This window comes from Leisingera sp. ANG-M1, from assembly GCF_000813745.1.
Lineage (GTDB): Bacteria > Pseudomonadota > Alphaproteobacteria > Rhodobacterales > Rhodobacteraceae > Leisingera.
Genome location: NZ_JWLC01000011.1, coordinates 17,868 through 38,489, shown reverse-complemented (window position 1 = coordinate 38,489; position 20,622 = coordinate 17,868). Strand labels below are relative to the sequence as shown.

Below are 20,622 nucleotides of genomic sequence, written 5' to 3'. Positions count from 1 at the left end.
CAGGCAGCAAGAACAGAGCAGGATCAGAGCCTTGGTATTTACCTCCCTCGCAGATGGGGTGATGAGCAGCGTGGAGAGCGCCGCCAGCGGTGTCTCAGCGGCGCTGTTCGACCGTCCGCTGCGGCTGGGGGTCACCGGGCTGGCCCGCTCCGGCAAGACGGTGTTCATCACCTCGCTGGTGGCCAATCTGCTGGACCGGGCGCGGATGCTGCAGCTCAATGCCGCGCGCGAGGGCCGAATCGAAGCCGCCTTCCTGCAGCCGCAGCCGGACGACACCGTGCCGCGCTTTGACTATGAAAACCACCTCGCAGCCCTGACCGGGCCGTCACCCCATTGGCCGGACAGCACACGGGCTGTCTCCGAGCTGCGTCTCAGTCTGAAGGTGCGGCCCGCCGGTCTTTTGTCAGGCTGGCAGGGGCCGCGCACCCTGCATCTGGATATCGTCGACTATCCCGGCGAGTGGCTGCTGGACCTGGCACTCTTGGATAAATCTTATGCGGAATGGTCGCAGGATGTGCTTGCCCGCATTGCGAACCGTCCGCAGGCCCAGGCCTTCCTGGCGGCCAATACGCAAGCTGTCCCGGTGGGGACACATGACGAGCCGCAGGCCCAGGCCCTGGCCGCAGCCTTCACTGAATATCTGAATGCGGCCCGCGCGGCCGGTTTTTACGATTGCACCCCGGGACGCTTTCTGCTGCCAGGTGACCTGGCAGGTTCCCCGGCGCTGACCTTTGCCCCTTTGCCCCCGGAGCCGGGCGCCCCGCGCGGCAGCTTGTGGCGCGAGATGGAGCGGCGTTTTGAGGCCTATAAGGCCAAGGTTGTGAAACCTTTCTTCCGCGACCACTTCGCCCGCATCGACCGCCAGGTGGTGCTGGTCGATGCGCTCTCGGCAATCCATTCCGGCCCGCAGGCGATGGAGGATCTGCGCCACGCGATGGCGGATATTCTCAGCGCCTTCAAACCGGGGCGCAACCACTTCCTGACCCGGCTTCTGGGCGGCAAGCGGGTGGAAAAGATCCTCTTTGCCGCCACCAAGGCCGACCACCTGCATCACGCCCAGCACGAGGCGATGACTGCGATCATCGAAGCCCTCACCCGCGAAGCACAGGACCGGGCCCGCTTTGCCGGGGCGGAGACCGAAGCGCTGGCCATGGCGTCTCTGCGCACCACTACCGAGGAAATGCGCCCGCACAACGGCAGCGAGCTTCCTTGCGTGCGCGGCACTCTGCTGGAAAGCGGCAAGCAGGCGGCTTTCTACCCGGGCGCCCTGCCGGAGGATCCGGCACAGCTGCTCACCCCGGCGCGGCAAGGGGCGGAAAGCTGGCTGGAGGGCGACTATCAGGCCATGGCCTTTGCCCCGGCGCCGCTTACCTTGAAACACGGCAGCGGCCCGCCGCATATCCGGCTCGACCGCGCTGCCGAATTCCTGATCGGAGATGCCCTGTGACCCTCCCGTCTGCGACTTTCTTCCTGCGTGCCGCAGCCCCGCTTGATGCCGGGGCGACCGGGGAAATCCTCTACGGTTTCCAGCAGGACACCGGCTGGATGCCCAAGCTCTATACTGCTGCTGAGGTGATCTTTTTCTGCGGCATGATGATTGACCGCGGCTGGGTCACCGTTGCCGAGCGGGAGGGGCGCATCCAAGGCTTCCTAGCGCGCAAGGAGGAAGAGGTCTGCTCGCTCTACCTGGCGCCTGAGGCCCGCGGGCAGGGGGCGGGTAGGGCGCTTTTGGATGCGGCTAAGGCGGCCTCGCCGCGGCTCACCCTCAATACCTTCGTGGCCAATACCCGCGCCCAGCGGTTCTACCGGCGCGAAGGCTTTGCCGAGACCAGCCGCGGTGATGGGTCAAACAACGAGGAAGGCCTGCCGGATATCACCTATGAGTGGCGGGCAGCACAGGAGGCGGCCGCGTGAGCAAGAAGCCTGTCCTGTTTGACCTGGAAGAGGAGGCGCCGCCGCCGCCGGTGGCCGAGGCGCCACCGGTGCCTGAGGCGTCCTCCTTGTCAGAACGCCCCCCTGCGATGGAGCAGGCAGCCCGGCTGGCCACCCGCAGGCCGTCGCGGCTGACCCGCTGGTTCTGGGCGCTGCTGGCGGCTGTTGCCGGCGCCATGGCGTCCGTGGCGGCCTGGGATTTTGCAACAGGGCTGATCGCCCGGTTTCCGGTTCTGGGCTGGACGGTGAGTGCAGGTCTTGCGGCTTTGGCGCTAATGGCGCTGCTGATGGCCGTGCGCGAACTGGCAGCGCTGGCACGGCTGCGCCGGGTTGATGCGCTGCGCCATGCAGCCGGCGAGTGCAGGGATCTGCCGGCGGCCCGCCGCTTCACCGCCCGGCTGGAGAGCTACTACGCCGGCCGCGAGGATCTCACCTGGAACCAGGCCCGGCTGGCGGAACTGAAATCTGAAGTGATGGATGGCGACGCTCTGCTGCGGCTGGCAGAGGATGAGCTGCTGGTGCCGCTTGACACCCTGGCCTTGCGCGAGGTGGAGGCCGCTGCCCGCCAGGTGGCCACGGTGACAGCGCTGGTGCCAATGGCGCTGGCGGATGTGCTGACGGCGCTGCTCTCCAGCCTGCGCATGATCCGCCGGGTGGCAGGCATCTATGGCGGCCGCCCCGGTTTCTTCAGCTCCTGGCGGCTCACCCGCGCGGTGCTGGCGCATCTGGCCGCCACCGGCGCCGTGGCCGCAGGCGATGACCTGCTGGAGCCGGTACTAGGCGGTTCGGTGCTATCCAAACTGTCGCGCCGTTTCGGCGAAGGGCTGGTCAACGGCGCCCTGTCGGCGCGGGTGGGGATTGCCGCCATGGAGGTCTGCCGCCCGATGCCGTTCTGGGAAGGGCGCAAACCCAGCACCCGCAAGGTGGTGCAGCGGGCACTCACCGGGCTGTTTTCGAAAGAGCCCTGAAGCGCGCGCCAGGCTCATGCGCAGCATGAGCCCTGCCCAAGGCTGCTGCGGTGGGCCGGCACTGCCGGACAGCCGCCAGGCGCGGGAGCGCCCCGGTGCAGATCTCAGAACAGCTTCGGCGGCTGGTCCTTGGGCTGGCGCATCGCGACGACACCTGTGCGAAACCCCTCACCGATGCGGTCGGCCAGCGCGCCCCATTGCAGCGCGGTCTTTTCTGGCAGCTCGGCGCGCAAAACCTCGTGGAACAGCCCCAGCCACAGCGGGAAATGCTCCGCTTTCACATCCGGCCGGCTCACATGCACCCGCATCGGATTGCCGTTGTAGCTCCTCTCCCGCAGGATCGCATTGCGCCAGAAGCCGGCGATCTTTTCCTCATGCTCGGGCCAGTCCGTGACATGGGCAGCAAAAACCGGCCCCAGCACGTCATCGGCGCGTACCTGCATGTAAAACACGGCAACCACACGCGAGATGTCCTCTGGGGTGATCTCAAACCGCGCCAGCGGGTTTGCGGTTTCTGTTCCACTCATTGGCTGCTCCGGTCGCTCTTTCCAGGGATTAGATAGGCGGAAGCTGTACCGGAAGGAAGTGGTCGGGTTCATCTGCCGCAGAACCGGTACAGCCGCGGCCTCTGGTTCCCGCGGGCTTTCCCGTTATGGTGGGTTTTGAATTTGTCAAAAGGTATTGATTTATGGCGGGGAAAGACGGGCGGGTTCTGGTGCTGGGCGCTTACGGGTTCATCGGCGCCGAAGTGCTCCGCAACCTGCTCGGAGAAGGGTTCGAGGTTGCCGGTCTAGGCCGGAATCCGCAGCACGCATCACGGGTGCTGTCCGGTGTGCCGTTTGTGAAAGGCGATCTGCTGCAGCTGCTGGCACCGGAAGACTGGGCGCCGCTGCTGCGCGGCGTGGAGGCTGTTGTCAATTGCGCAGGCGTGCTGCAGGACATGGCGCCGGGGGAACTGGAGGCGGTGCATCACACGGCCATTGCCGCACTGGGCGAAGCCTGCGCTGCAGCTGGTGTCCGGGTGATTCAGGTCTCGGCGGCTGGTGCGGGGCCAGAAGCCAAGACGGAATTCATGCGCAGCAAGGCACGCGGAGATGCGGCACTGCTTGCCTCGGGCGCGCAAGTGCATGTGCTGCGGCCCGGGCTGGTAATCGGGCAGGGTGCCTTTGGCGGCACCCGGCTCTTGCGGATGCTGGCGGCGGTGCCGCTGGTCCAGCCGGTCGCGCTGGCGGATGCGCCGGTGCAATGCGTTGGCATGGGTGATGTCGCCAGTGCGGTGGCGGTTGCGGTCCGGCAGGAATTGCCGCCGGGAATCTATGATCTGGTGGAGGACCAACCGCAAACGCTGGAGAAGGTTCTGGCAGCTACACGCAGATGGCTGGGCTTTGCGCCTGCCCGGATGGCGGTGCGGTTTCCGGCGAAGCTGCTGCCGCCGGTCGCTGCTTGCGCAGACGCGCTGGCGCGGTTGGGCTGGCGCTCTCCGATGCGTACAACTGCAATTGCCGAGATCCGCGCTGGCGTGCGCGGCGATCCAGCCCCGTTTCGCGCGGCCATGGGCCGGGGTATGCCCCCCCTTAAGGCGATCTATGCGTCGCTGCCTTCCGGGCGGGAACAGAGGTTGGACGCGCGGATGGCCCTGTTGATGCCTGTCGCGGTGGCCGTTCTGAGCCTGTTCTGGCTGGCATCCGGCTTGATCGGCCTGTGGCAGTTGGAGGCGGCAGCTGACGTGCTGCGGTCTAAAGGCTGGGGAAGTTTTCTGGCAGGGGCCAGCGTGGTGTTCTGGTCTTTCGTCGACATTGCCCTGGGCCTGGCGGTTCTGTGGCGGCTTTGGGCGGCACGGGCCTGCCTGGGGATGGTGGCCGTCTCGCTGATTTATCTGCTGTTCGCGAGCGTCATCACACCAGAGATGTGGGCGGATCCGCTGGGGCCGCTAGTCAAAGTTATTCCGGGGATCCTTCTGGCGCTGATCACACTTCAATTGCTGGAGGAGCGCTGAGATGGATCCGGACCTGATCCTGCGCTGGCTGCATGTGATCGGTGCCTGCGTGCTGTTGGGCACAGGTGCAGGTATTGCTTTCTTCATGATGATGGCCCACCGCACCCGCGATGCTCGTCTAATTGCCCATACAGCGGGCGTTGTGGTGCTGGCGGATCTCTTGTTCACCACCACTGCGGTGGTTGTGCAGCCTATCACTGGCGGGCTGCTGGCTTGGCGGCTCGGCTGGCCTTTCAGTGAAGGCTGGCTGGCGCTGTCGCTGATCCTTTATGTGCTGACCGGCGCCTTCTGGCTGCCGGTGGTCTGGATCCAGCTTCGGCTGCGGGATCTGGCACGGGCTGCGGCCGAGGCGGGCGAGGCACTGCCCGCGCGCTATCACCGTCTGTTCACCGTCTGGTTTGCCTGCGGCTTTCCGGCCTTTGCGGCGGTGTTGGCGATTGTCTGGCTGATGCTGGCACGGCCCGATCTTGGGGTGTGGCTGATACGCTGACGCAGGATGGGCGGTTCCGCCTGCAACTCATCACATCAAAATGCGATGCATCTGCCGCTTTACCCTTCTGCCGCTCCGGCCTATAACGCCCCCATGTCCCATTTCGCGGCCATCATTATTCGAATTATATCCCCGGCGCTCTAAACTGTTGAGCCGCCGGGCAAAGGCGCTTGAGCCATCGCGCCGAACCGAATATCCCCATTTCCGACCTTGATCATCCGAAGGACGCAGCACATGTGCGCCGACACGCCCCAGACGCCTGACTATAAAGATACTCTCAATCTGCCCAAAACCGCTTTCCCGATGCGGGCGGGCCTGCCCAAGCGCGAGCCCGGCTGGCTGGAGCGCTGGGCGCAGATCGGCGTCTATGACAAACTGCGCGAGAAGGCGGCCGCGGCCAAGGGCGGGGACGCGGAGCGCAAGCCCTTCACCCTGCATGACGGTCCTCCCTATGCCAACGGCCACCTGCACATCGGCCACGCGCTGAACAAGACCATCAAGGACATGATCGTCCGCTCGCATCAGATGATGGGCTTTGACAGCCGTTACGTGCCGGGCTGGGACTGCCACGGCCTGCCGATCGAGTGGAAGATCGAGGAGCAGTACCGCAAGAAGGGCAAGAACAAGGATGCGGTGCCGGTTGTGGAGTTCCGCCAGGAATGCCGCGCCTTTGCCGACAACTGGGTCGATATCCAGCGCGAGGAGTTCAAGCGTCTGGGCATTACCGGCAACTGGGATGATCCCTATCTGACCATGAACTACCACGCCGAGGCGGTCATTGCGGATGAGTTCATGACCTTCCTGATGAACGGCACGCTCTATCAGGGCTCCAAGCCTGTGATGTGGTCGCCGGTCGAGAAAACCGCTCTGGCCGAGGCCGAGGTTGAGTATCACGACAAGGAAAGCTTCACCATTTGGGTGAAGTTCAAGGTGGCTGAGCCTGCGAACCACAAGCTGGCAGGCGCCAATGTGGTGATCTGGACCACCACCCCCTGGACCATGCCGTCGAACAAGGCCGTGGTGTACGGCGAAGAGATTGCCTATGGCCTCTACGAAGTCACCGGCACCCCGGATGAATGCTGGGCTGCAGTGGGCGAGAAATACATTCTGGCCGACAACCTGGCGGCGGATGTGTTCAAGCGCGCGCGCTTGGGCGAGGATCAATACACCCGCGTGGCTGACGTTCCGGCCTCTGATCTGGCTGGCATCGGCCTGACCCACCCGCTGGCAGGCGCCGAAGGCGGCAATGGCGAATGGGATGATATCCGCGACTTCCGCGCGGCGGACTTCGTGACCGACACCGAAGGCACCGGCTTTGTCCACTGCGCGCCGTCCCACGGTATGGAGGAATTCGAGCTTTACCGCGATCTCGGCATGCTGGAGCAGGTCATCACCTACAACGTGATGGATGACGGCTCCTTCCGCGCGGATCTGCCGTTCTTCGGCGGCAAGTTTATTCTGTCGCGCAAGGGCGGCGAGGGCGATGCCAACAAGGCAGTCATCGACAAGCTGGTTGAGGTTGGCGGCCTGCTGGCGCGCGGCAAGATCAAGCACAGCTACCCGCATTCCTGGCGCTCCAAGGCGCCGATCATCTATCGCAACACGCCGCAGTGGTTTGCCTCTGTCGACCGCAAGATGGACGACGGCATGGGCGAGATGGGCGATACCATCCGCGAGCGCGCGCTGAAGTCGATTGACGAGCTGGTGAAATGGTGGCCGCAAACGGGGCGCAACCGTCTGTTCTCGATGATCGAAAGCCGCCCCGACTGGGTGCTGAGCCGCCAGCGCGCCTGGGGTGTGCCGCTCACCTGCTTCACCAAGAAAGGCGCGTTGCCGACCGATGCGGACTTCCTGCTGCGCAATGAGGACGTGAACAAGCGCGTCGTGGCCGAGTTCGAAGAGCATGGCGCCGACGTCTGGTACACCGAGGGCTTCAAGGCCAAGGTGCTGGACGGCATTGTTGACCCGGAGGCCTATGACCAGGTGTTTGACGTGCTGGATGTGTGGTTCGATTCCGGTTCGACCCATGCCTTTGTGCTGCGCGACCGCGAGGACGGCACCGAGGACGGCATCGCCGATGTCTATATGGAAGGCACCGACCAGCACCGCGGCTGGTTCCACTCCTCGCTGCTGCAGGCCTGCGGCACCAAGGGCCGCGCGCCGTACCGCAACGTGGTGACCCATGGCTTCACGCTGGACGAGAAGGGCATGAAGATGTCCAAGTCGCTCGGCAACACCATCGTGCCGGAAGAAGTCGTCAAGCAGTACGGCGCCGACATCCTGCGCCTGTGGGTGGCCCAAACCGACTACACCGCCGACCAGCGGATCGGGCCGGAGATCCTGAAAGGCACCGCCGACAGCTACCGCCGTCTGCGCAACACCATGCGCTTCCTACTGGGCTCGCTTGGCGACTTCAAGGAAGAGCAGCGGGTGGAGCCGGCGGACATGCCGGAGCTGGAGCAGTGGGTGCTGCACCGTCTGGCCGAGCTGGATCACAGGGTCCGCACTGGCTACCAGTCGTTCGACTTCCAGGGCGTGTTCTCGGCGGTGTTCAACTTTGCCACCGTGGACCTGTCGGCTTTCTACTTCGACATCCGCAAAGATGCGCTCTACTGCGACGGCGACACCCTGAACGCACGCGCCGCGCGCACCGTTCTGGACATCCTGTTCCACCGCCTGACCACCTGGCTGGCGCCGATCCTGGTGTTCACCATGGAAGAGGTCTGGCTGGAGAAATACCCGGGCGAGGGCTCTTCCGTGCACCTGCAGGACATCCCGAACACGCCAGCCGATTGGCTGAACGAGCCTCTGGCCGCCAAGTGGTCGAAAATCCGCCAGGCCCGCCGGGTGGTGACCGCCGCTCTGGAAGTGCAGCGCACCGACAAGGTGATCGGCGCGTCGCTGGAAGCCGCGCCGGTGGTGCATGTGCGCGACGCAGAGGCGCTGGAGGCACTGAAGACGGTGAACTTTGCCGACGTCTGCATCACCTCGGATATCATGCTGACCGGCGATCCGGCCCCGGCCGAAGCCTTCCGCATGCCGGAGGTGGACGGTGTCTCGGTGGTGTTCGAGAAAGCCGACGGCGGCAAGTGCCAGCGCTGCTGGAAGATCCTGCCGGACGTGGGCAGCCACAACCATGAGGGCGTTTGCGGCCGCTGCGACAGCGCGCTCGGCTAACTTCCAAAACTCTCCTTTGAATTGTGTTCAGCGCCCGGCCTTGTTGCCGGGCGTTGTCGTTTTGTGCAGTTATTGCGAATTGTCTGCACTTTTTCCGGGTGCGATCTTGTGTCCTGGCATTTTAGATTCCTCTAGATGTTGACCGGTTTTCCACAATTGGTTAAAAAATTGTTAATTCCATGAAGATTTTCAGCCGTCATTTCAAAGCATGGCATGGAGCAGGGGGAGCAGATTTCAATGCTGAAGCTGAAAGCGGACGCGCAACCGGCGGATGCGCCGGGCAAGGCGCGCAGCGCGGCCGTCCGGATTGATGGGGTGTCTGCACCAAAGAACATGAAAATCGGCCTGGTCGCCAGCGGTGGCGGGCAAGGATCCGGGCCGGAGCCTGCGCCGGCCAGATCCGGAGCTGCTGCGGCAAAGACGGATCTGAAATCTGCGGCAGCAGCGGCCGCTGCTGCCAAACCTGCAGTCAAGGAAACGGCCAAGCCCAAGGCGGTCAAGCCTGCCGCGGCTGCAAAACCTGGCAAAACTGCGGTGCAGAAGCCGGAGCCGGTCCCCGAGCCGCAGCCTTTTGCGCCTGTGCAGGCGGAAAACACTGGCATGCTCCCGAAACTGGGGCTGGCTGCGGCCGGTCTGGCGGTGGCTTCGGCGATGCTGCTCTATTTCCAGTTCGGCGGTGATGCGCCGGCTGATGCAACGGTAGAGAATGCGCTGGCCGTGCAGCCTGCTGCTGCGGCTGAGCCGGCCGCCGCGGACACTGACGTGCCGGCCGGTGCCGCGGCGGCGGCAGGGCTGGAAGCAGCAGGGTCCAGCGGTGAAGACGCCCTGGTGGCGCGTATCACCGCAGGCACCCTGGCGGCGCTGCGCAGCAAGCAGGCAGAACCCGGGGCCGCGGCTGAGGCCGCGCCTGCGGTGTCCGCTGAAAGCACCGCGCTGTTCAAAATGGTGATGACGGCTGCTGCCCAAGGCCAGTCGGAGGCCTACATCGACCAGCTGGTGAACGGTGCTTATGAGCGGCAGGAGATCACTGTGCCGGCCAGTCTGATCGGTGCGGACGGCCGGGTCGACACTGCGACGCTGCTGGCGCTGTTTGTTGGCAACTGACCTTTGAAACCTGCTCCGGCGGCAGCGCCGGAGCCGCACCCGGCGCATTCAGCCACGCGCTGCCGCATGCGGAGCCGGGCAAAATCAATCAACAAGACGAACGGGCGCTGCAGGCCGGAACAGGCTGTGGTGCAAAAGACTTCCGGGGGGACTATGAAGAAGACCATTGCTGCCGCTGCTATGAGCCTGTTTGGCCTTGCAGCCACATCCGCTGCTGCCGAAACCTGCGGTGGATTCTACACCGTGCAGTCCGGCGACAGCCTGTCGGTGATTGCCGACAAATTGTACAAAGATGCAGGCAAGTGGAGCGCCATTCACAACCGCAATATCAACCAGATTGGCCCCAAGCCGAACGCAATCCGCGTGGGCATGAAACTGTCGCTGGCCTGCCTTGACGGCCTGCCCTTGGGGCTGCCGGGCGGCAAGGAGATCTCTGCCGCGGCCCCGGTTGCGGCGGTGCCGGTGAAGGTGCAGCCGGGCAATGCTGCGGTGCGCAAACGGATCAACCTGCTGACCGGTGATGACTTTGCTCCGTTCACCTCGAAGGAAGCCCACAACGGCGGCCTGCTGAACGAGGTGGTGGACGCGGCGATGGCCGAGGCGGACCCCAAGGAAGGCTACTCGATTCATTGGGTGAATGACTGGTCGGCGCATTTGGAGCCGCTGCTGTCGAACGCGCTGCTGGATCTCGGCTTCCCCTGGTACAAACCGGATTGCCAGGCCGCGCCGGACAATTTCCGCTGTGCCAACTTCCACTTCTCCGAACCGATGTTCGAGATGCTGATCCTGCTGTTCGCGGACAGCTCCAAGCCGTTCCAGTTTGCCCAGGACAGCGATATCGAAGGCAAGACCCTGTGCCGCCCGACCGGCTATTTCACCCATGACCTGGACGAAAACGGCCGCAATTGGCTGAAGGAAGGCAAAATCACTCTGAAACGGCCGCGCACGGTCAAAGAATGCTTTGACATAGTGCTGGCAGGCGAAGCCGATGCGGTGGCGCTGAATGAATTCACCGGCCGCACTGCGATCAAGGAACACGATCTGGACAGCAAGATCACCGTCCTGCCGCAGCCACTGTCGGTGGCGGGCATGCATGTGGTGGTGCACAAATCGCACCCGCAGGCGCAGCAGATGCTGACCCTGATCAACGGCGGCCTGCGCGGGATCCAGGAAAGCGGCAGCTACCAGGCGATCATTGAAGACCACATGGCCAGGATCTGGGCCGGCTTCTAAGGGAGGATAGGCCATGAAACGGTTCTTTTCACGGATCCTGCAGCTGGCGGCAGCGTTTACCTTTGCCCCAGCTGCGGCTTGGGCGATTTGCGATGTCGACTATGTGGCGCAGCCCGGCGACACGCTGTTCTCGATTGCCGAGACCCATTATGGCAACCGCGAACGCTGGACGCTGGTCTACTACCGCAATCAGAAGCTGCTGGCCGGTGCCACTGTGCTGCCGGGACGCAAGCTGTTCATTCCCTGCGTCACCGGGGCAACGGCACCGGACGCCACGCCCTTGCGCCAGGAGAAGGCGGAGCTCACGCTGCTCACCGGCAGCGGTTATGCACCGTTCACCGACCGCGGGCTGCCGGGGCAGGGCATGGTGACCGAGCTGGTCAACGCGGCACTTGAGCTGGCGCCGTCGCCGGTCAGCTATTCGGTGAGCTGGGAGGACGACTGGTCCAAGCACCTGTTCCCGATGCTGGACAAGAAGGAATTCGACATGGGCTTCCCCTGGCTGAAGCCTGATTGCGAGGCCGAGCCGGGCAATGAGCGCTGCGTCAATTTCCACTTCTCCGAGCCGGTAATGACGATGCCGATCATGCTGTTTGTGCGTTCAGACAGCGGCTTTGGCTACCAGGAGGATGCCGATGTCGAGGGCAAGACACTGTGCCGCCCGGCCGGCTATTTCACCCATGACCTGAATCGCATCGGGCGGCGCTGGCTGGATGAAGGCAAGATCACTTTGGTGCAGCCGAAAACCCCGGGCGACTGCTTCCGCATGGTGGCCGAAGGCAAGGTGGATGCCGCCGCAGTGAATCTGTTCCTGGGCGCCAACACCATCGTCCAGGAAGATCTGCGCGACACCGTTGTGCCGCTGGAGAAACCGCTGTCGGAAGAGGGGCTGCACGTGGTGATCTCCAAGCGCCATTGGCGCGGGACCACCCATCTGTACCGGATCAACGCAGGCCTGCAGAAGCTGCGCGGCAGCGGCCGGTTTGAAGAGATCATGTCCCGCCACTTGGAACTGTTCTGGGCGCAGCTGCAGTAACCCCGGTCAGGGGCGCAATCAGATCGCTTTGCGGGCGGCCAGGTAATGGGCTTCGGCCGCCAGGGCGCTGGCGGGTTTGGGCCCTGCGTGGCAGCCGTTTGCCAGATCCAGGTAAAAGGCTGCCATATCCAGGCCGTTCACCTGTTTCAGGTTCAAGGCTGCGCTGCGGGCGGCCTCGCGGGCCGGGCCGACATACTGCGGGGTCAGGGCATCCGGGCGGGCGCCGCTCAGCGCTTGCTCGCGGGCCACGCTGCGCGCCTGGCCTTGCGATGTGCCGTCGATCAGCGGTGCATCCACCGGCTGGCCGCCTGCTTCGGCGACGGCGGGCTGGCGCTGGTAGGCCGCCTGGGCCTGCTTCATGCTGTTGTAAAGGCTAGCGGTGCTGGAGACTGCAGACAGCATTTGATTACCCTTAGTTCCGTTCTTGAATTTCACTTTATTCTAATTTGATGAAATGCGGTGAGGTTTCCTTAAGACTGGTTAACGAAGTGTTAACGGCGCAAGCCCGCTTGCATCCGGCCGCTGCGCAAAGGACAGTGGCAGCCAGCCATGCGGAGGGCAGCAGCGTGATATCAGCCAGTCTTGAAACCCCGGTCGGCGCACTCAGCGTGACAGAACGCGATGGAGCCATCGTGCGGCTCGCCTGGTCTGAGGAGGCCACCGGGCAGTCGGCGCTGCTGGAGCGGGCGCTGGTGCAGCTGCGCGCCTATTTTGCAGGCGAGCTGACTGTGTTCGATCTGCCTCTGCAGGTAGAGGGTTCCGATTTCCAGCGCGCGGTCTGCGATGCGATGCTGGCGATCCCCTTTGGCGATACCCGCACCTATGGCGAGATTGCCAAAGACCTTGGCGCGCCGCCGCAGCCGGTGGGCAATGCCTGCGGCGGCAACCCGATCCCGGTGATCATCCCTTGCCACCGGGTGCTGAGCGCCACCGGCCTGGGCGGCTTTTCGGGCCAGGGCGGGGTGGAAACCAAGGTGGCACTGCTGAAGCACGAAGGCGCCGCGGGCCTGCTGATCTGAGCCAGCGGCGGGATGCGCTCTTTACGCTTCTTTCTGGTCAAAAATACTCCGGGGTGAATGCGCCCCAACGGGGCGCAGAGGGGCAGCGCCCCTGCTGTCTTACGCCGCCGAAGAAGACTTGCGCCGCCGCTCCGGCACGATCTGCTGGGCAATACCGACAAACAGCAGATAAACCGAAGTGACCACCAGTCCCCAATGGGCCCAGCTGGCCGGGTGGAAATCGACCCAGGCGGCCCAGCCCGCAAAGAAGGTCCAAGCCAGCGCCATCGGCAAGGAGACCTTGCGCCAGCGGACCGTGCGCACCGGATGGATGAACTTCAGCGGCAGGAACATGGCAATCGCCAGCAGGGTCACCAGCACCAGGCTGGTCCAATGGCTGGGTTCCAGCGCAAAGATCACCAGCACCAGCATGTTCCAGCAGCCGGGAAAGCCTGAGAAGGAATTATCCTTGGTCTTCATTCTCGTGTCGGCAAAATACATCGCGCTGCCGAAGGTGATCACGATAATGGCAAACCAGCCGGTCCAGCCCGCCATCAAGCCTGATTGGAACAGCGCAAAGGCCGGAATGAAGACATAAGTCAGGTAGTCGATGATCAGGTCCAAGAGCACCCCGTCGAATTCCGGCGAGTAGCGCTTGACGTGATAGTGCCGCGCCAGCGGTCCGTCGATGCCGTCAACGGCAAAGGCAACAACCAGCCAGACAAACATCAGGCTCCACTTGCCTTCTGCGGCGGCCAGCATTGCCAGCATGGCAAAGACGGCTCCGGTTGCGGTCAGCAGGTGGACGGTAAGGGCGCGGATCTGAGGTGTCATGCCCCCCTGATGGCGAATTTGCCCAAGGGCCGCAAGCGTTCAATGCAGGGTTGGGCGGAAATCCGTACCTGCCGCAAACTGGATGCGGGCCAGGCGCCGGCCATAAGGGGAGGGATCGGAGATGCCGGGGGCCGAGAACGGTGCACGGGCCGGGAGGTCGTCAATCCGGTCATAAGGCACGCTGCCCGGAGGCGGGGCGGGGGCAGCAGGGGCGCCATCGGCAAACAGGGCGGCAAAGCCAGGAACGGTCATAGCGGAAATCCTTTCTGGATCGGTTTCAGCCATCTGGCCTGCCCGGACTTAACAAGGCCTTTCCGGGCGCCGCCGAAATAATTTGCATTTTAAGGAAACCGGGCCCGGCAGGCAGGCCTAGCTGCAGCAGCCGCTGCCGTCCTGCACCGGCGGGCAGGGCACGCTGCCATAGGAGCAGAAGACGCAGCAATCGCCCGGCTCCGGCCGCAGCACCTTGCGGCAAGCATGGCACTCGTAGAACCACTGGCAGGCGTCTTGCGGCATTACCTCTGCCGCAGCATGGCCGCAAGCAGGGCAGGTGAGCACGCTGTTCAGGATCACTTTGGCCGCTGTCATCGCAGGTCCCTCCGTGCAGCCAGCAAAATCCGGTCAGCCTGCCAAGTCAAATCACGCTTTGGGGTGGGCCCGGTTGTAAACTTCCATCAGATGCGTGGTATCCACCGCTGTATAAGCCTGGGTGGTCGAGAGCGAGGCGTGGCCCAGAAGCTCCTGGATGGCGCGCAGGTCGCCGCCGGCCTCCAGCAGATGGGTGGCAAAGCTGTGCCGCAGCGCGTGCGGGGTTGCGGTTGCAGGCAGGCCAAGCTGGGCGCGGGTCTTGGCCATCGCGTCCTGGATCTGGCGGGGATTGAGCGCGCCGCCCCGCACGCCGCGGAACAACGGCGCATCATCTTCTTGTGCATGGGGGCAGAGCCGCAGATACCGGTCTACCGCATCGCGCGCCGCCGGCAGCACTGGAACCACCCGTTCCTTCCTGCCCTTGCCAAGGATGCGCAGCACCGGCGGCAGCGGCGCATCGCAGCCTTTCAGCCCGAGCGCTTCGGAAATCCTGAGCCCGCAGCCGTAAAGCAGTGTCACCACCGCAACATCCCGGGCCGCGGCCCAATCCTGCTGCGACTGCAGTTCCACCGTTTCCAGCACCGCTTTGGCAGCTTCCGGTGCCAGCGGCCGTGGCAGCTTTTTCTGGAACTTCGGTGCGCGGGCGGACAGGACGGCGGCGGGTTCGAAGCCTTCGCGCTCGGCCAGCCAGCGGTAGAAATTCTTCACCGCCGACAGTTTGCGCGCCAGCGAGCGGGCGCCGGTGCCGGAGTTGCGCTCGGAGGCCATCCAGGCGCGCATGTCCGCAGTGGTGATCCTGGCCAGAGCGCCCAGGCCTTGCGGGCCGCCGGCATGGGCCGTCATGAACGCGAGGAACGCGGTGACGTCGCCCTGGTAGGCAGTGAGGGTATTGGCCGAGGCATCCTCCAGCCCGCCGAGCCGCTGCAGCCAGAGCTGCAGCGCGTCACGGCAGGCCGGAGAAATCATCGTCATGACAGCCAGCAGCGCATGGAGCGCTCAAACACGCCGCCGAAGAAGGCCAGCAGGTCGGTGCCCTGCATCGGCGAGAACTGGTGCGGATCCTCCGAACCCATCACCAGCATGCCGGGCAGGCGGCCCGCGCCGAGATCCAGCATCAAACAGGCCTCGGAGCGGATCCATTCGGCTTTCTGGCCATAGACCCGCGGACTGCCGCCTTGGGTCTGGCGCAGGGTGACCGGGCGGGTGCTGCGGGGCTGGCCGGCATAGCTTTCGGCAAAGCCGGGGCCTGCAAGTTTCAGGGCGCCGGATTTCCGCTCCACGTCGGCGCCGCCGGGCTGGGAGGTTTCCAGCACCAGGGACAGGGCACTCACCCGCAGGATCTCCGGCATGTCTGTTTCCAGGCAGGCAAGGAAAGCGGTGAAGTCCTGCGGCTCCATCAGCCGCAGGACGGCGCGGTGAATGAGGTTGGTGCCGGCCAGATTGTCATAGGCGGCTGCAATGACCGAGCGGTGGGTGTCTTCCAACCGGTCGAGCCGGGCGCTCAGCCGTTCCATTGCGATGCCGCGCAGATCGACAACATTGGAGCCCATGGCGCGCTCGTTGGCGGCGACCAGCGCGTTCATCAGGTGCTGGTCTTCAAGCACGGCATCGGGTTTGGCGAGGATGGCCTCGCGCAGCTGGTTTTCCAAAGTGGCGGAACTGCTCATGTCTCGAAACTCTTGCGGATAGGGACCTCTGGCGGGTTTGCTCCGTGTATAACACGGGAATTGCACAATGCTGCGGAAAAATGCGGCGCACCGGTTTTCACGCAGGAGGGGTGCTCCCGCCCCGTCGCCGCTGCATTGCCATGCACCGCTCCCGTTGGGGATGGCGCCGGGCAGATGCCCGGCGCCGCGGCGTTTTTGAAACGCCGCCGCAGCGCGCCGGTGGCGCGCTGCTGTGCCCAAGCCGGCTGTGCGGCCCGGCGTAAGCCGGGCGGCGCGGCGGCGCGGGAGCTCTCCCTGCAAGCGGGCAGACGGCAAAAAAACAGGCGCCCGCTGTCTGGGCGCCTGTACGTGAAACGGGATCCGGGAGGCAGATCAGAGGATCTTGATCTCTGCCGCCTTGATGTCGGCCAGGAACGCGTCCAGGCCCTTGTCGGTCAGCGGGTGGTTCACCATCGCCTTGATCACGGCGGGCGGTGCGGTGATCACGTCGGCGCCGATGCGGGCCGAGTCCAGCACGTGGTTCACCGACCGGATCGAGGCGGCCAGAATCTGGGTTTCGAAGCCATAGTTGTCATAGATGGTGCGGATGTCCTCGATCAGCTCCATGCCGTCCAGGTTGATGTCGTCCAGACGTCCGATAAAGGGCGAGATGAAGGTCGCGCCCGCCTTGGCCGCCAGCAGCGCCTGGTTAGCCGAGAAGCAGAGCGTCACGTTCACCATGTGGCCGTCGTCGGTCAGGGTTTTGCAAGCCTTCAGACCGTCCCAGGTCAGCGGCACCTTCACCGCGATGTTTTCCGCGATTTCCACAAGCTTGCGGCCTTCGGCGATCATGGTGTCCGCGTCGGTTGCGGTCACTTCCGCCGACACCGGGCCGTCGACCAGATCGCAGATCTCCTTGGTCACTTCGATGATGTCGCGGCCGGACTTCTTGATCAGCGACGGGTTGGTGGTGACGCCGTCCACCATGCCCAGGTCGTTGAGCTCGGCAATGGCGCCGATCTCGGCGGTGTCTACAAAGAATTTCATGGGGCAGTCCTCTGGATGGGTTGGCCTCTGTCGCTTCTGCCTTTACCTCATGCATATACGGGCGGCAACATGGGCAGCAGCATGAGCGGGCAGGAGTTCTTTCAGGCAGGCGAGCGGGTCGGGGTGCTGACCACGCAACCCCTTGACCGGCTTCTGGATTACCGTGCGCCCGAGGGCGGATGTTTCCTCGGCGCCTATGTCGAGGTGCCGCTGGGCCCGCGAAAAGTTCTGGGCGTGGTCTGGGGTGCGGGCGCAGGCGGCTTCGATTCGGCCAAGCTGCGCTCCGTGATCCGGGTGCTGGATGTGGCGCCGATGCGCAGCGAGATGCGCCAGTTTCTGGGCAAGGCCGCTGATTACACCCTGACCCCGATGCCTGCGATGCTGCGGCTGGCGACCCGGGCGCCGGGGCTGAGTGATCCGCCCTCGATGCGCAAGATCCTGCGCCGCGGCGAGGGGGTGCCGGACCGGATGACCGACGCCCGCACCCGCGTGCTGGAGGTGCTGGAGCAATACGGCGGCCTTGCCTTCACCCCGCGCGAGCTGGCGGATATGGCAGATGTGACGCCCTCGGTGGTGAAGGGGCTGGTGAAACAGGGCGCCCTGCGCGAGGAGGAAGCGCCGCGTGATCTGCCCTACCCGCTTCTGGATCCGGAGCTGCCGGGTAAGGAATTGACCGAGGATCAGGCGGGCGCCGCCGCTGCTTTGGCGGAAGCTGTGCAAAGCGGGCGGTACGGTACCACGTTGCTGAAAGGCGTCACCGGCTCCGGCAAGACTGAGGTCTATCTGGAAGCCGTTGCCGCCTGTCTGCGCGCCGGACGCCAGGCCCTGGTGCTGCTGCCGGAGATCGCACTGACGGCGGAATTCCTGACCCGGGTTGAGGCGCGGTTTGGGGCAAAACCGGCAGAGTGGCATTCCGGCGCCACCATGACCGAGCGCCGCCGGGTCTGGAAAATGGTCGGGCAGGGCGCGGCGCAGCTGGTGATCGGAGCGCGATCCTCATTGTTCCTGCCGTTCCGCGACCTTGGCTTGATCATTGTCGATGAAGAGCACGACACCTCCTACAAGCAGGAAGACGGGGTGCTCTACAATGCCCGCGATATGGCTGTTCTGCGCGCAGCGATGTGTTCCGCGCAGGTGGTGCTGGCCTCGGCGACGCCGTCCTTGGAGACCTGGGCAAATGCAGAGGCGGGGAAATACAAGCGGCTAAACCTGACCTCGCGTTTCGGGGCTTCAGTGCTGCCTGACATGCGCAGCGTTGATATGCGGTCCGAGGATCTGCTGCCCTCGACCTGGATATCGCCGACACTGAAACAGGCAATGAAATTGCGGATGGAACGGAGCGAGCAGTCGCTTTTGTTCCTCAATCGCCGCGGCTTTGCCCCGGTCACCATTTGCCGCGCTTGCGGCGCGCAGGTGGCCTGCGATCATTGCGACGCGCGGATGGTCGAGCACCGTTTCATGAAGCGGCTGATGTGCCACCAGTGCGGCGAGACCAAACCGGTGCCTGACGCCTGCCCTTCTTGCGAAGTGGAAGGCAAGATGGCGCCGGTCGGCCCAGGTATCGAGCGGCTGGCGGAGGAGGCAACCGGCCTGTTCCCGGAGGCACGGATTGCGGTGCTGAGCTCGGATCTGTTCGGCTCGGCGCGGGCGCTGAAGGCGCGGATCGAAGAGATCGCGGCAGGGGAAGCCGATATCATCCTCGGCACCCAGCTGGTCGCCAAGGGGCATAACTTCCCGCTGCTGACACTGGTGGGCGTGATCGATGCCGACCTTGGCCTGCAGGGCTCGGACCTGCGTGCGGCCGAACGGACCTTCCAGCTGATGCGCCAGGTAGCAGGCCGGGCCGGGAGGGCCGAACGGCCGGGTGAGGCCTTGATGCAGACCTTCCAGCCCGAGCATCCGGTTATCCGGGCAATCCTGTCGGGGGATGAGGAGAGCTTCTGGAAAGCTGAAGCCGCCGAGCGCCAGGCCGCGGGCGTGCCGCCCTATGGGCGGATGGCCGGGATCATCTTGTCAGGGCCGGATCTGGCCGAGGTGTTCGATCTAGGCAATGCGATGGCCCGCAATGATGGCCCGTTGCGCCAGATAGGTGCGCAGCTGTTCGGGCCGGCGCCTGCACCGATTGCCCGCATCCGCGGCCGCCACCGGGTGCGTCTGCTGGTCAAGGCCCCCAAGGGCGTGCCGCTGCAGGACGCGATTGCCCGCTGGACTGCGCCTTTGCGGCTGAAGGGCGATCTGCGGCTGAGTGTCGACATCGACCCGCAGAGCTTTTTTTGACGGCAGAGATGGGGGCTCTGCCCCCGGCCCTTGCAGGCCTCCCCCGGAGTATTTTCGACCAGAAAGAAGCAGCTTTCCTCTTGCCTCACATATCCCGGCGCGCGAGGCAGAGCCTCGCATGACCCGTTGGCTCAGGCCGCAGCGGTTTCGGTCAGGACGCGGGTGAGGATGCTGGTGGCCATGGCGCCAATCCACATGAAAAACAATGCGGCCCAGGCTGTGCCCGCAAAGATCGAGCCGCCAGTCACCCCGGCGCCGATGGCGCAGCCGCCTGCCAGCATACCGCCAAATCCCATCAACGCGGCGCCTATCATTGCTCTGCGCATGGTGGAGGCACCGTCAAAGGCCTGCAGTTTCATTTCTCCGGACAGGGCGGCGGCGGCCATCGCACCGATGAACACGCCGGGCACCAGGCCGATGTCGAATTCCAGAACCGCATCCCTGTCCAGGAAAAACATCAAGGTATGGGCAGACGGGCCGGTGAAAGTTGCGCTTTCGATTTGCACAGGGTCGAAAGCGATTTGGCTCAGCGCATAGGTCAGCACCCATCCCAGTGCGACGGCAAAGCCTACGCCGGAGGCAAAGACCAGCCGCGCCGCGTCGATCCGGTTCCGGCGCGCCAGCCCCAGGGCCAGTGCCGCCGCGGCCAGTCCCAATCCCAGCCCGCTGGCTTGCGGCAAGCCAAGGGCGGCCAGCAGGTCCATGTTGCGGCCGCCTTCGGTGACCCACAGCCCGGCCAGCCAGCTGCGGGCCGGCGACAGCAGCCCGGAGAGGCTCATCTGTGCCACCACGGCGAAGATCAGCCCCGACACCACCGACCGCAGGTTGCCGGTGGCCGCCAGCACCAGCAGCCGCCCCGAGCAGCCGCGCGCCAGCACCATGCCGCAGCCGAACATCAGCCCGCCGAGGATGGCGCCGGACCAGCTGCCCGGCACCGCCATCATCCGGGCGTTGGCGCTGTCCATCAGCCCGATCAACTGCGCTCCCTGCACCCAGACCATCGCAGTGGAGAACGTCAGCAGCCAGACGGCAACCTTGTCCCCCAGCCGGCCGCTGGCGAACTCTACCGTTGCTGCCCGCAAGCAAAAGCGGGAGCGCTGTGCAGCAACGCCAAATACCGTGCCCGTCACCAGGCCCAGCAGGGCAGCTGCAGGAGCCTCGCCGATGCGCTCAACCAGGGGAACAAGATCCATCACATGCCTCCAAATTCACGAAACTGCATATGTGATGCGCGCGCGGATCGTCTTGATGCAGATCAGCCGGGGCGGGGTTTCTTGCGGCCGGGTCTTTGCGCGC

The 20,622-nt window shown here is 64.7% G+C and carries 21 protein-coding genes; 11 read left to right on the top strand and 10 right to left on the bottom strand.

Annotated features, from left to right (window positions below; translation table 11 throughout):
• Positions 1-31 precede the first annotated feature (31 nt).
• The 3 genes from RA19_RS09935 to RA19_RS09925 are packed head-to-tail and all read left to right on the top strand — an operon-like array spanning position 32 to position 2,900.
• Positions 32-1,447 carry a YcjX family protein gene (locus tag RA19_RS09935; RefSeq protein WP_082020505.1) on the top strand — a complete coding sequence of 472 codons (1,416 nt, stop codon included), beginning with the start codon at positions 32-34 and terminating at the stop codon, positions 1,445-1,447.
• On the top strand, positions 1,444-1,914 hold the full coding sequence (locus tag RA19_RS09930; RefSeq protein ID WP_039162125.1) for a GNAT family N-acetyltransferase: 471 nt from the start codon (positions 1,444-1,446) through the stop codon (positions 1,912-1,914). Before RA19_RS09935 ends, RA19_RS09930 begins: the two co-directional genes overlap by 4 nt.
• Positions 1,911-2,900, top strand: a complete 990-nt coding sequence (locus RA19_RS09925) for a YcjF family protein (RefSeq protein WP_039162247.1) — start codon at positions 1,911-1,913, stop codon at positions 2,898-2,900. Before RA19_RS09930 ends, RA19_RS09925 begins: the two co-directional genes overlap by 4 nt.
• 104 nt (positions 2,901-3,004) lie before the next feature.
• Here RA19_RS09925 and RA19_RS09920 read toward each other — a convergent pair whose 3' ends face one another.
• Complete coding sequence (locus tag RA19_RS09920; protein WP_039162124.1) at positions 3,005-3,427, bottom strand: group III truncated hemoglobin; 423 nt, start codon at positions 3,425-3,427, stop codon at positions 3,005-3,007.
• Positions 3,428-3,588: 161 nt separating this feature from the next.
• Here RA19_RS09920 and RA19_RS09915 point away from each other — a divergent pair, with 161 nt between their 5' ends.
• From RA19_RS09915 to ileS, 3 genes are all read left to right on the top strand, one after another.
• Entirely contained in the window at positions 3,589-4,896 is a 1,308-nt protein-coding gene (locus RA19_RS09915) for an SDR family oxidoreductase (protein WP_039162123.1), read from the top strand.
• A gap of 1 nt (position 4,897) precedes the next feature.
• A complete protein-coding gene (locus tag RA19_RS09910) occupies positions 4,898-5,386 on the top strand; it encodes a DUF2269 family protein (RefSeq protein WP_082020504.1) in 489 nt (162 codons plus the stop codon).
• 234 nt (positions 5,387-5,620) lie between these two features.
• Positions 5,621-8,563 (top strand): isoleucine--tRNA ligase, encoded by a 2,943-nt coding sequence (gene ileS / locus RA19_RS09905; RefSeq protein ID WP_039162122.1) that lies wholly within the window; start codon positions 5,621-5,623, stop codon positions 8,561-8,563.
• A 131-nt stretch (positions 8,564-8,694) separates the two neighbouring features.
• Here the strand turns inward: ileS and RA19_RS27380 are convergent, their stop codons facing one another.
• A complete protein-coding gene (locus RA19_RS27380; protein ID WP_241479048.1) occupies positions 8,695-9,063 on the bottom strand; it encodes a hypothetical protein in 369 nt (122 codons plus the stop codon).
• Positions 9,064-9,163: 100 nt separating this feature from the next.
• Between RA19_RS27380 and RA19_RS27375 the strand changes: the two genes are divergently transcribed.
• The 3 genes from RA19_RS27375 to RA19_RS09890 all read left to right on the top strand — a co-directional run bounded on the left by RA19_RS27375 (position 9,164) and on the right by RA19_RS09890 (position 11,936).
• Entirely contained in the window at positions 9,164-9,667 is a 504-nt protein-coding gene (locus RA19_RS27375; RefSeq protein ID WP_241479047.1) for a hypothetical protein, read from the top strand.
• A gap of 153 nt (positions 9,668-9,820) precedes the next feature.
• Complete coding sequence (locus tag RA19_RS09895; RefSeq protein WP_039162121.1) at positions 9,821-10,900, top strand: LysM peptidoglycan-binding domain-containing protein; 1,080 nt, start codon at positions 9,821-9,823, stop codon at positions 10,898-10,900.
• A 13-nt stretch (positions 10,901-10,913) separates the two neighbouring features.
• Entirely contained in the window at positions 10,914-11,936 is a 1,023-nt protein-coding gene (locus RA19_RS09890) for a transporter substrate-binding domain-containing protein (RefSeq protein WP_039162120.1), read from the top strand.
• A gap of 18 nt (positions 11,937-11,954) precedes the next feature.
• Here RA19_RS09890 and RA19_RS09885 read toward each other — a convergent pair whose 3' ends face one another.
• Positions 11,955-12,296, bottom strand: a complete 342-nt coding sequence (locus RA19_RS09885; RefSeq protein WP_152615728.1) for a hypothetical protein — start codon at positions 12,294-12,296, stop codon at positions 11,955-11,957.
• Between the two features lie 206 nt (positions 12,297-12,502).
• Between RA19_RS09885 and RA19_RS09880 the strand changes: the two genes are divergently transcribed.
• The gene (locus RA19_RS09880) at positions 12,503-12,955 is read left to right on the top strand and encodes a methylated-DNA--[protein]-cysteine S-methyltransferase (protein ID WP_039162244.1); all 453 of its coding nucleotides are present in this window, start codon (positions 12,503-12,505) and stop codon (positions 12,953-12,955) included.
• A 99-nt stretch (positions 12,956-13,054) separates the two neighbouring features.
• On the opposite strand, the gene RA19_RS09875 is transcribed toward RA19_RS09880, so the two are convergent.
• From RA19_RS09875 to fsa, 6 genes are all read right to left on the bottom strand, one after another.
• Complete coding sequence (locus tag RA19_RS09875; protein WP_039162117.1) at positions 13,055-13,768, bottom strand: CDP-alcohol phosphatidyltransferase family protein; 714 nt, start codon at positions 13,766-13,768, stop codon at positions 13,055-13,057.
• A gap of 39 nt (positions 13,769-13,807) precedes the next feature.
• Complete coding sequence (locus RA19_RS09870) at positions 13,808-14,020, bottom strand: hypothetical protein (RefSeq protein WP_039162243.1); 213 nt, start codon at positions 14,018-14,020, stop codon at positions 13,808-13,810.
• Between the two features lie 117 nt (positions 14,021-14,137).
• Positions 14,138-14,356, bottom strand: coding sequence for a GDCCVxC domain-containing (seleno)protein (locus RA19_RS09865; protein ID WP_039162116.1), 219 nt, complete (start codon positions 14,354-14,356; stop codon positions 14,138-14,140).
• A gap of 51 nt (positions 14,357-14,407) precedes the next feature.
• Positions 14,408-15,328: a tyrosine recombinase XerC gene (locus RA19_RS09860; protein ID WP_039162115.1), complete on the bottom strand. Its 921-nt coding sequence runs from the start codon at positions 15,326-15,328 to the stop codon at positions 14,408-14,410.
• Positions 15,325-16,023 (bottom strand): DUF484 family protein, encoded by a 699-nt coding sequence (locus tag RA19_RS09855; protein WP_039162114.1) that lies wholly within the window; start codon positions 16,021-16,023, stop codon positions 15,325-15,327. The genes RA19_RS09860 and RA19_RS09855 overlap by 4 nt, the downstream gene beginning before the upstream one ends.
• Positions 16,024-16,395: 372 nt before the next feature.
• Positions 16,396-17,049 carry a fructose-6-phosphate aldolase gene (fsa, locus tag RA19_RS09850; protein ID WP_039124262.1) on the bottom strand — a complete coding sequence of 218 codons (654 nt, stop codon included), beginning with the start codon at positions 17,047-17,049 and terminating at the stop codon, positions 16,396-16,398.
• 81 nt (positions 17,050-17,130) lie between these two features.
• Here fsa and RA19_RS09845 point away from each other — a divergent pair, with 81 nt between their 5' ends.
• Entirely contained in the window at positions 17,131-19,326 is a 2,196-nt protein-coding gene (locus RA19_RS09845; RefSeq protein ID WP_039162241.1) for a primosomal protein N', read from the top strand.
• 131 nt (positions 19,327-19,457) lie between these two features.
• On the opposite strand, the gene RA19_RS09840 is transcribed toward RA19_RS09845, so the two are convergent.
• Complete coding sequence (locus RA19_RS09840) at positions 19,458-20,519, bottom strand: YeeE/YedE family protein (protein WP_039162113.1); 1,062 nt, start codon at positions 20,517-20,519, stop codon at positions 19,458-19,460.
• Positions 20,520-20,622 lie beyond the last annotated feature (103 nt).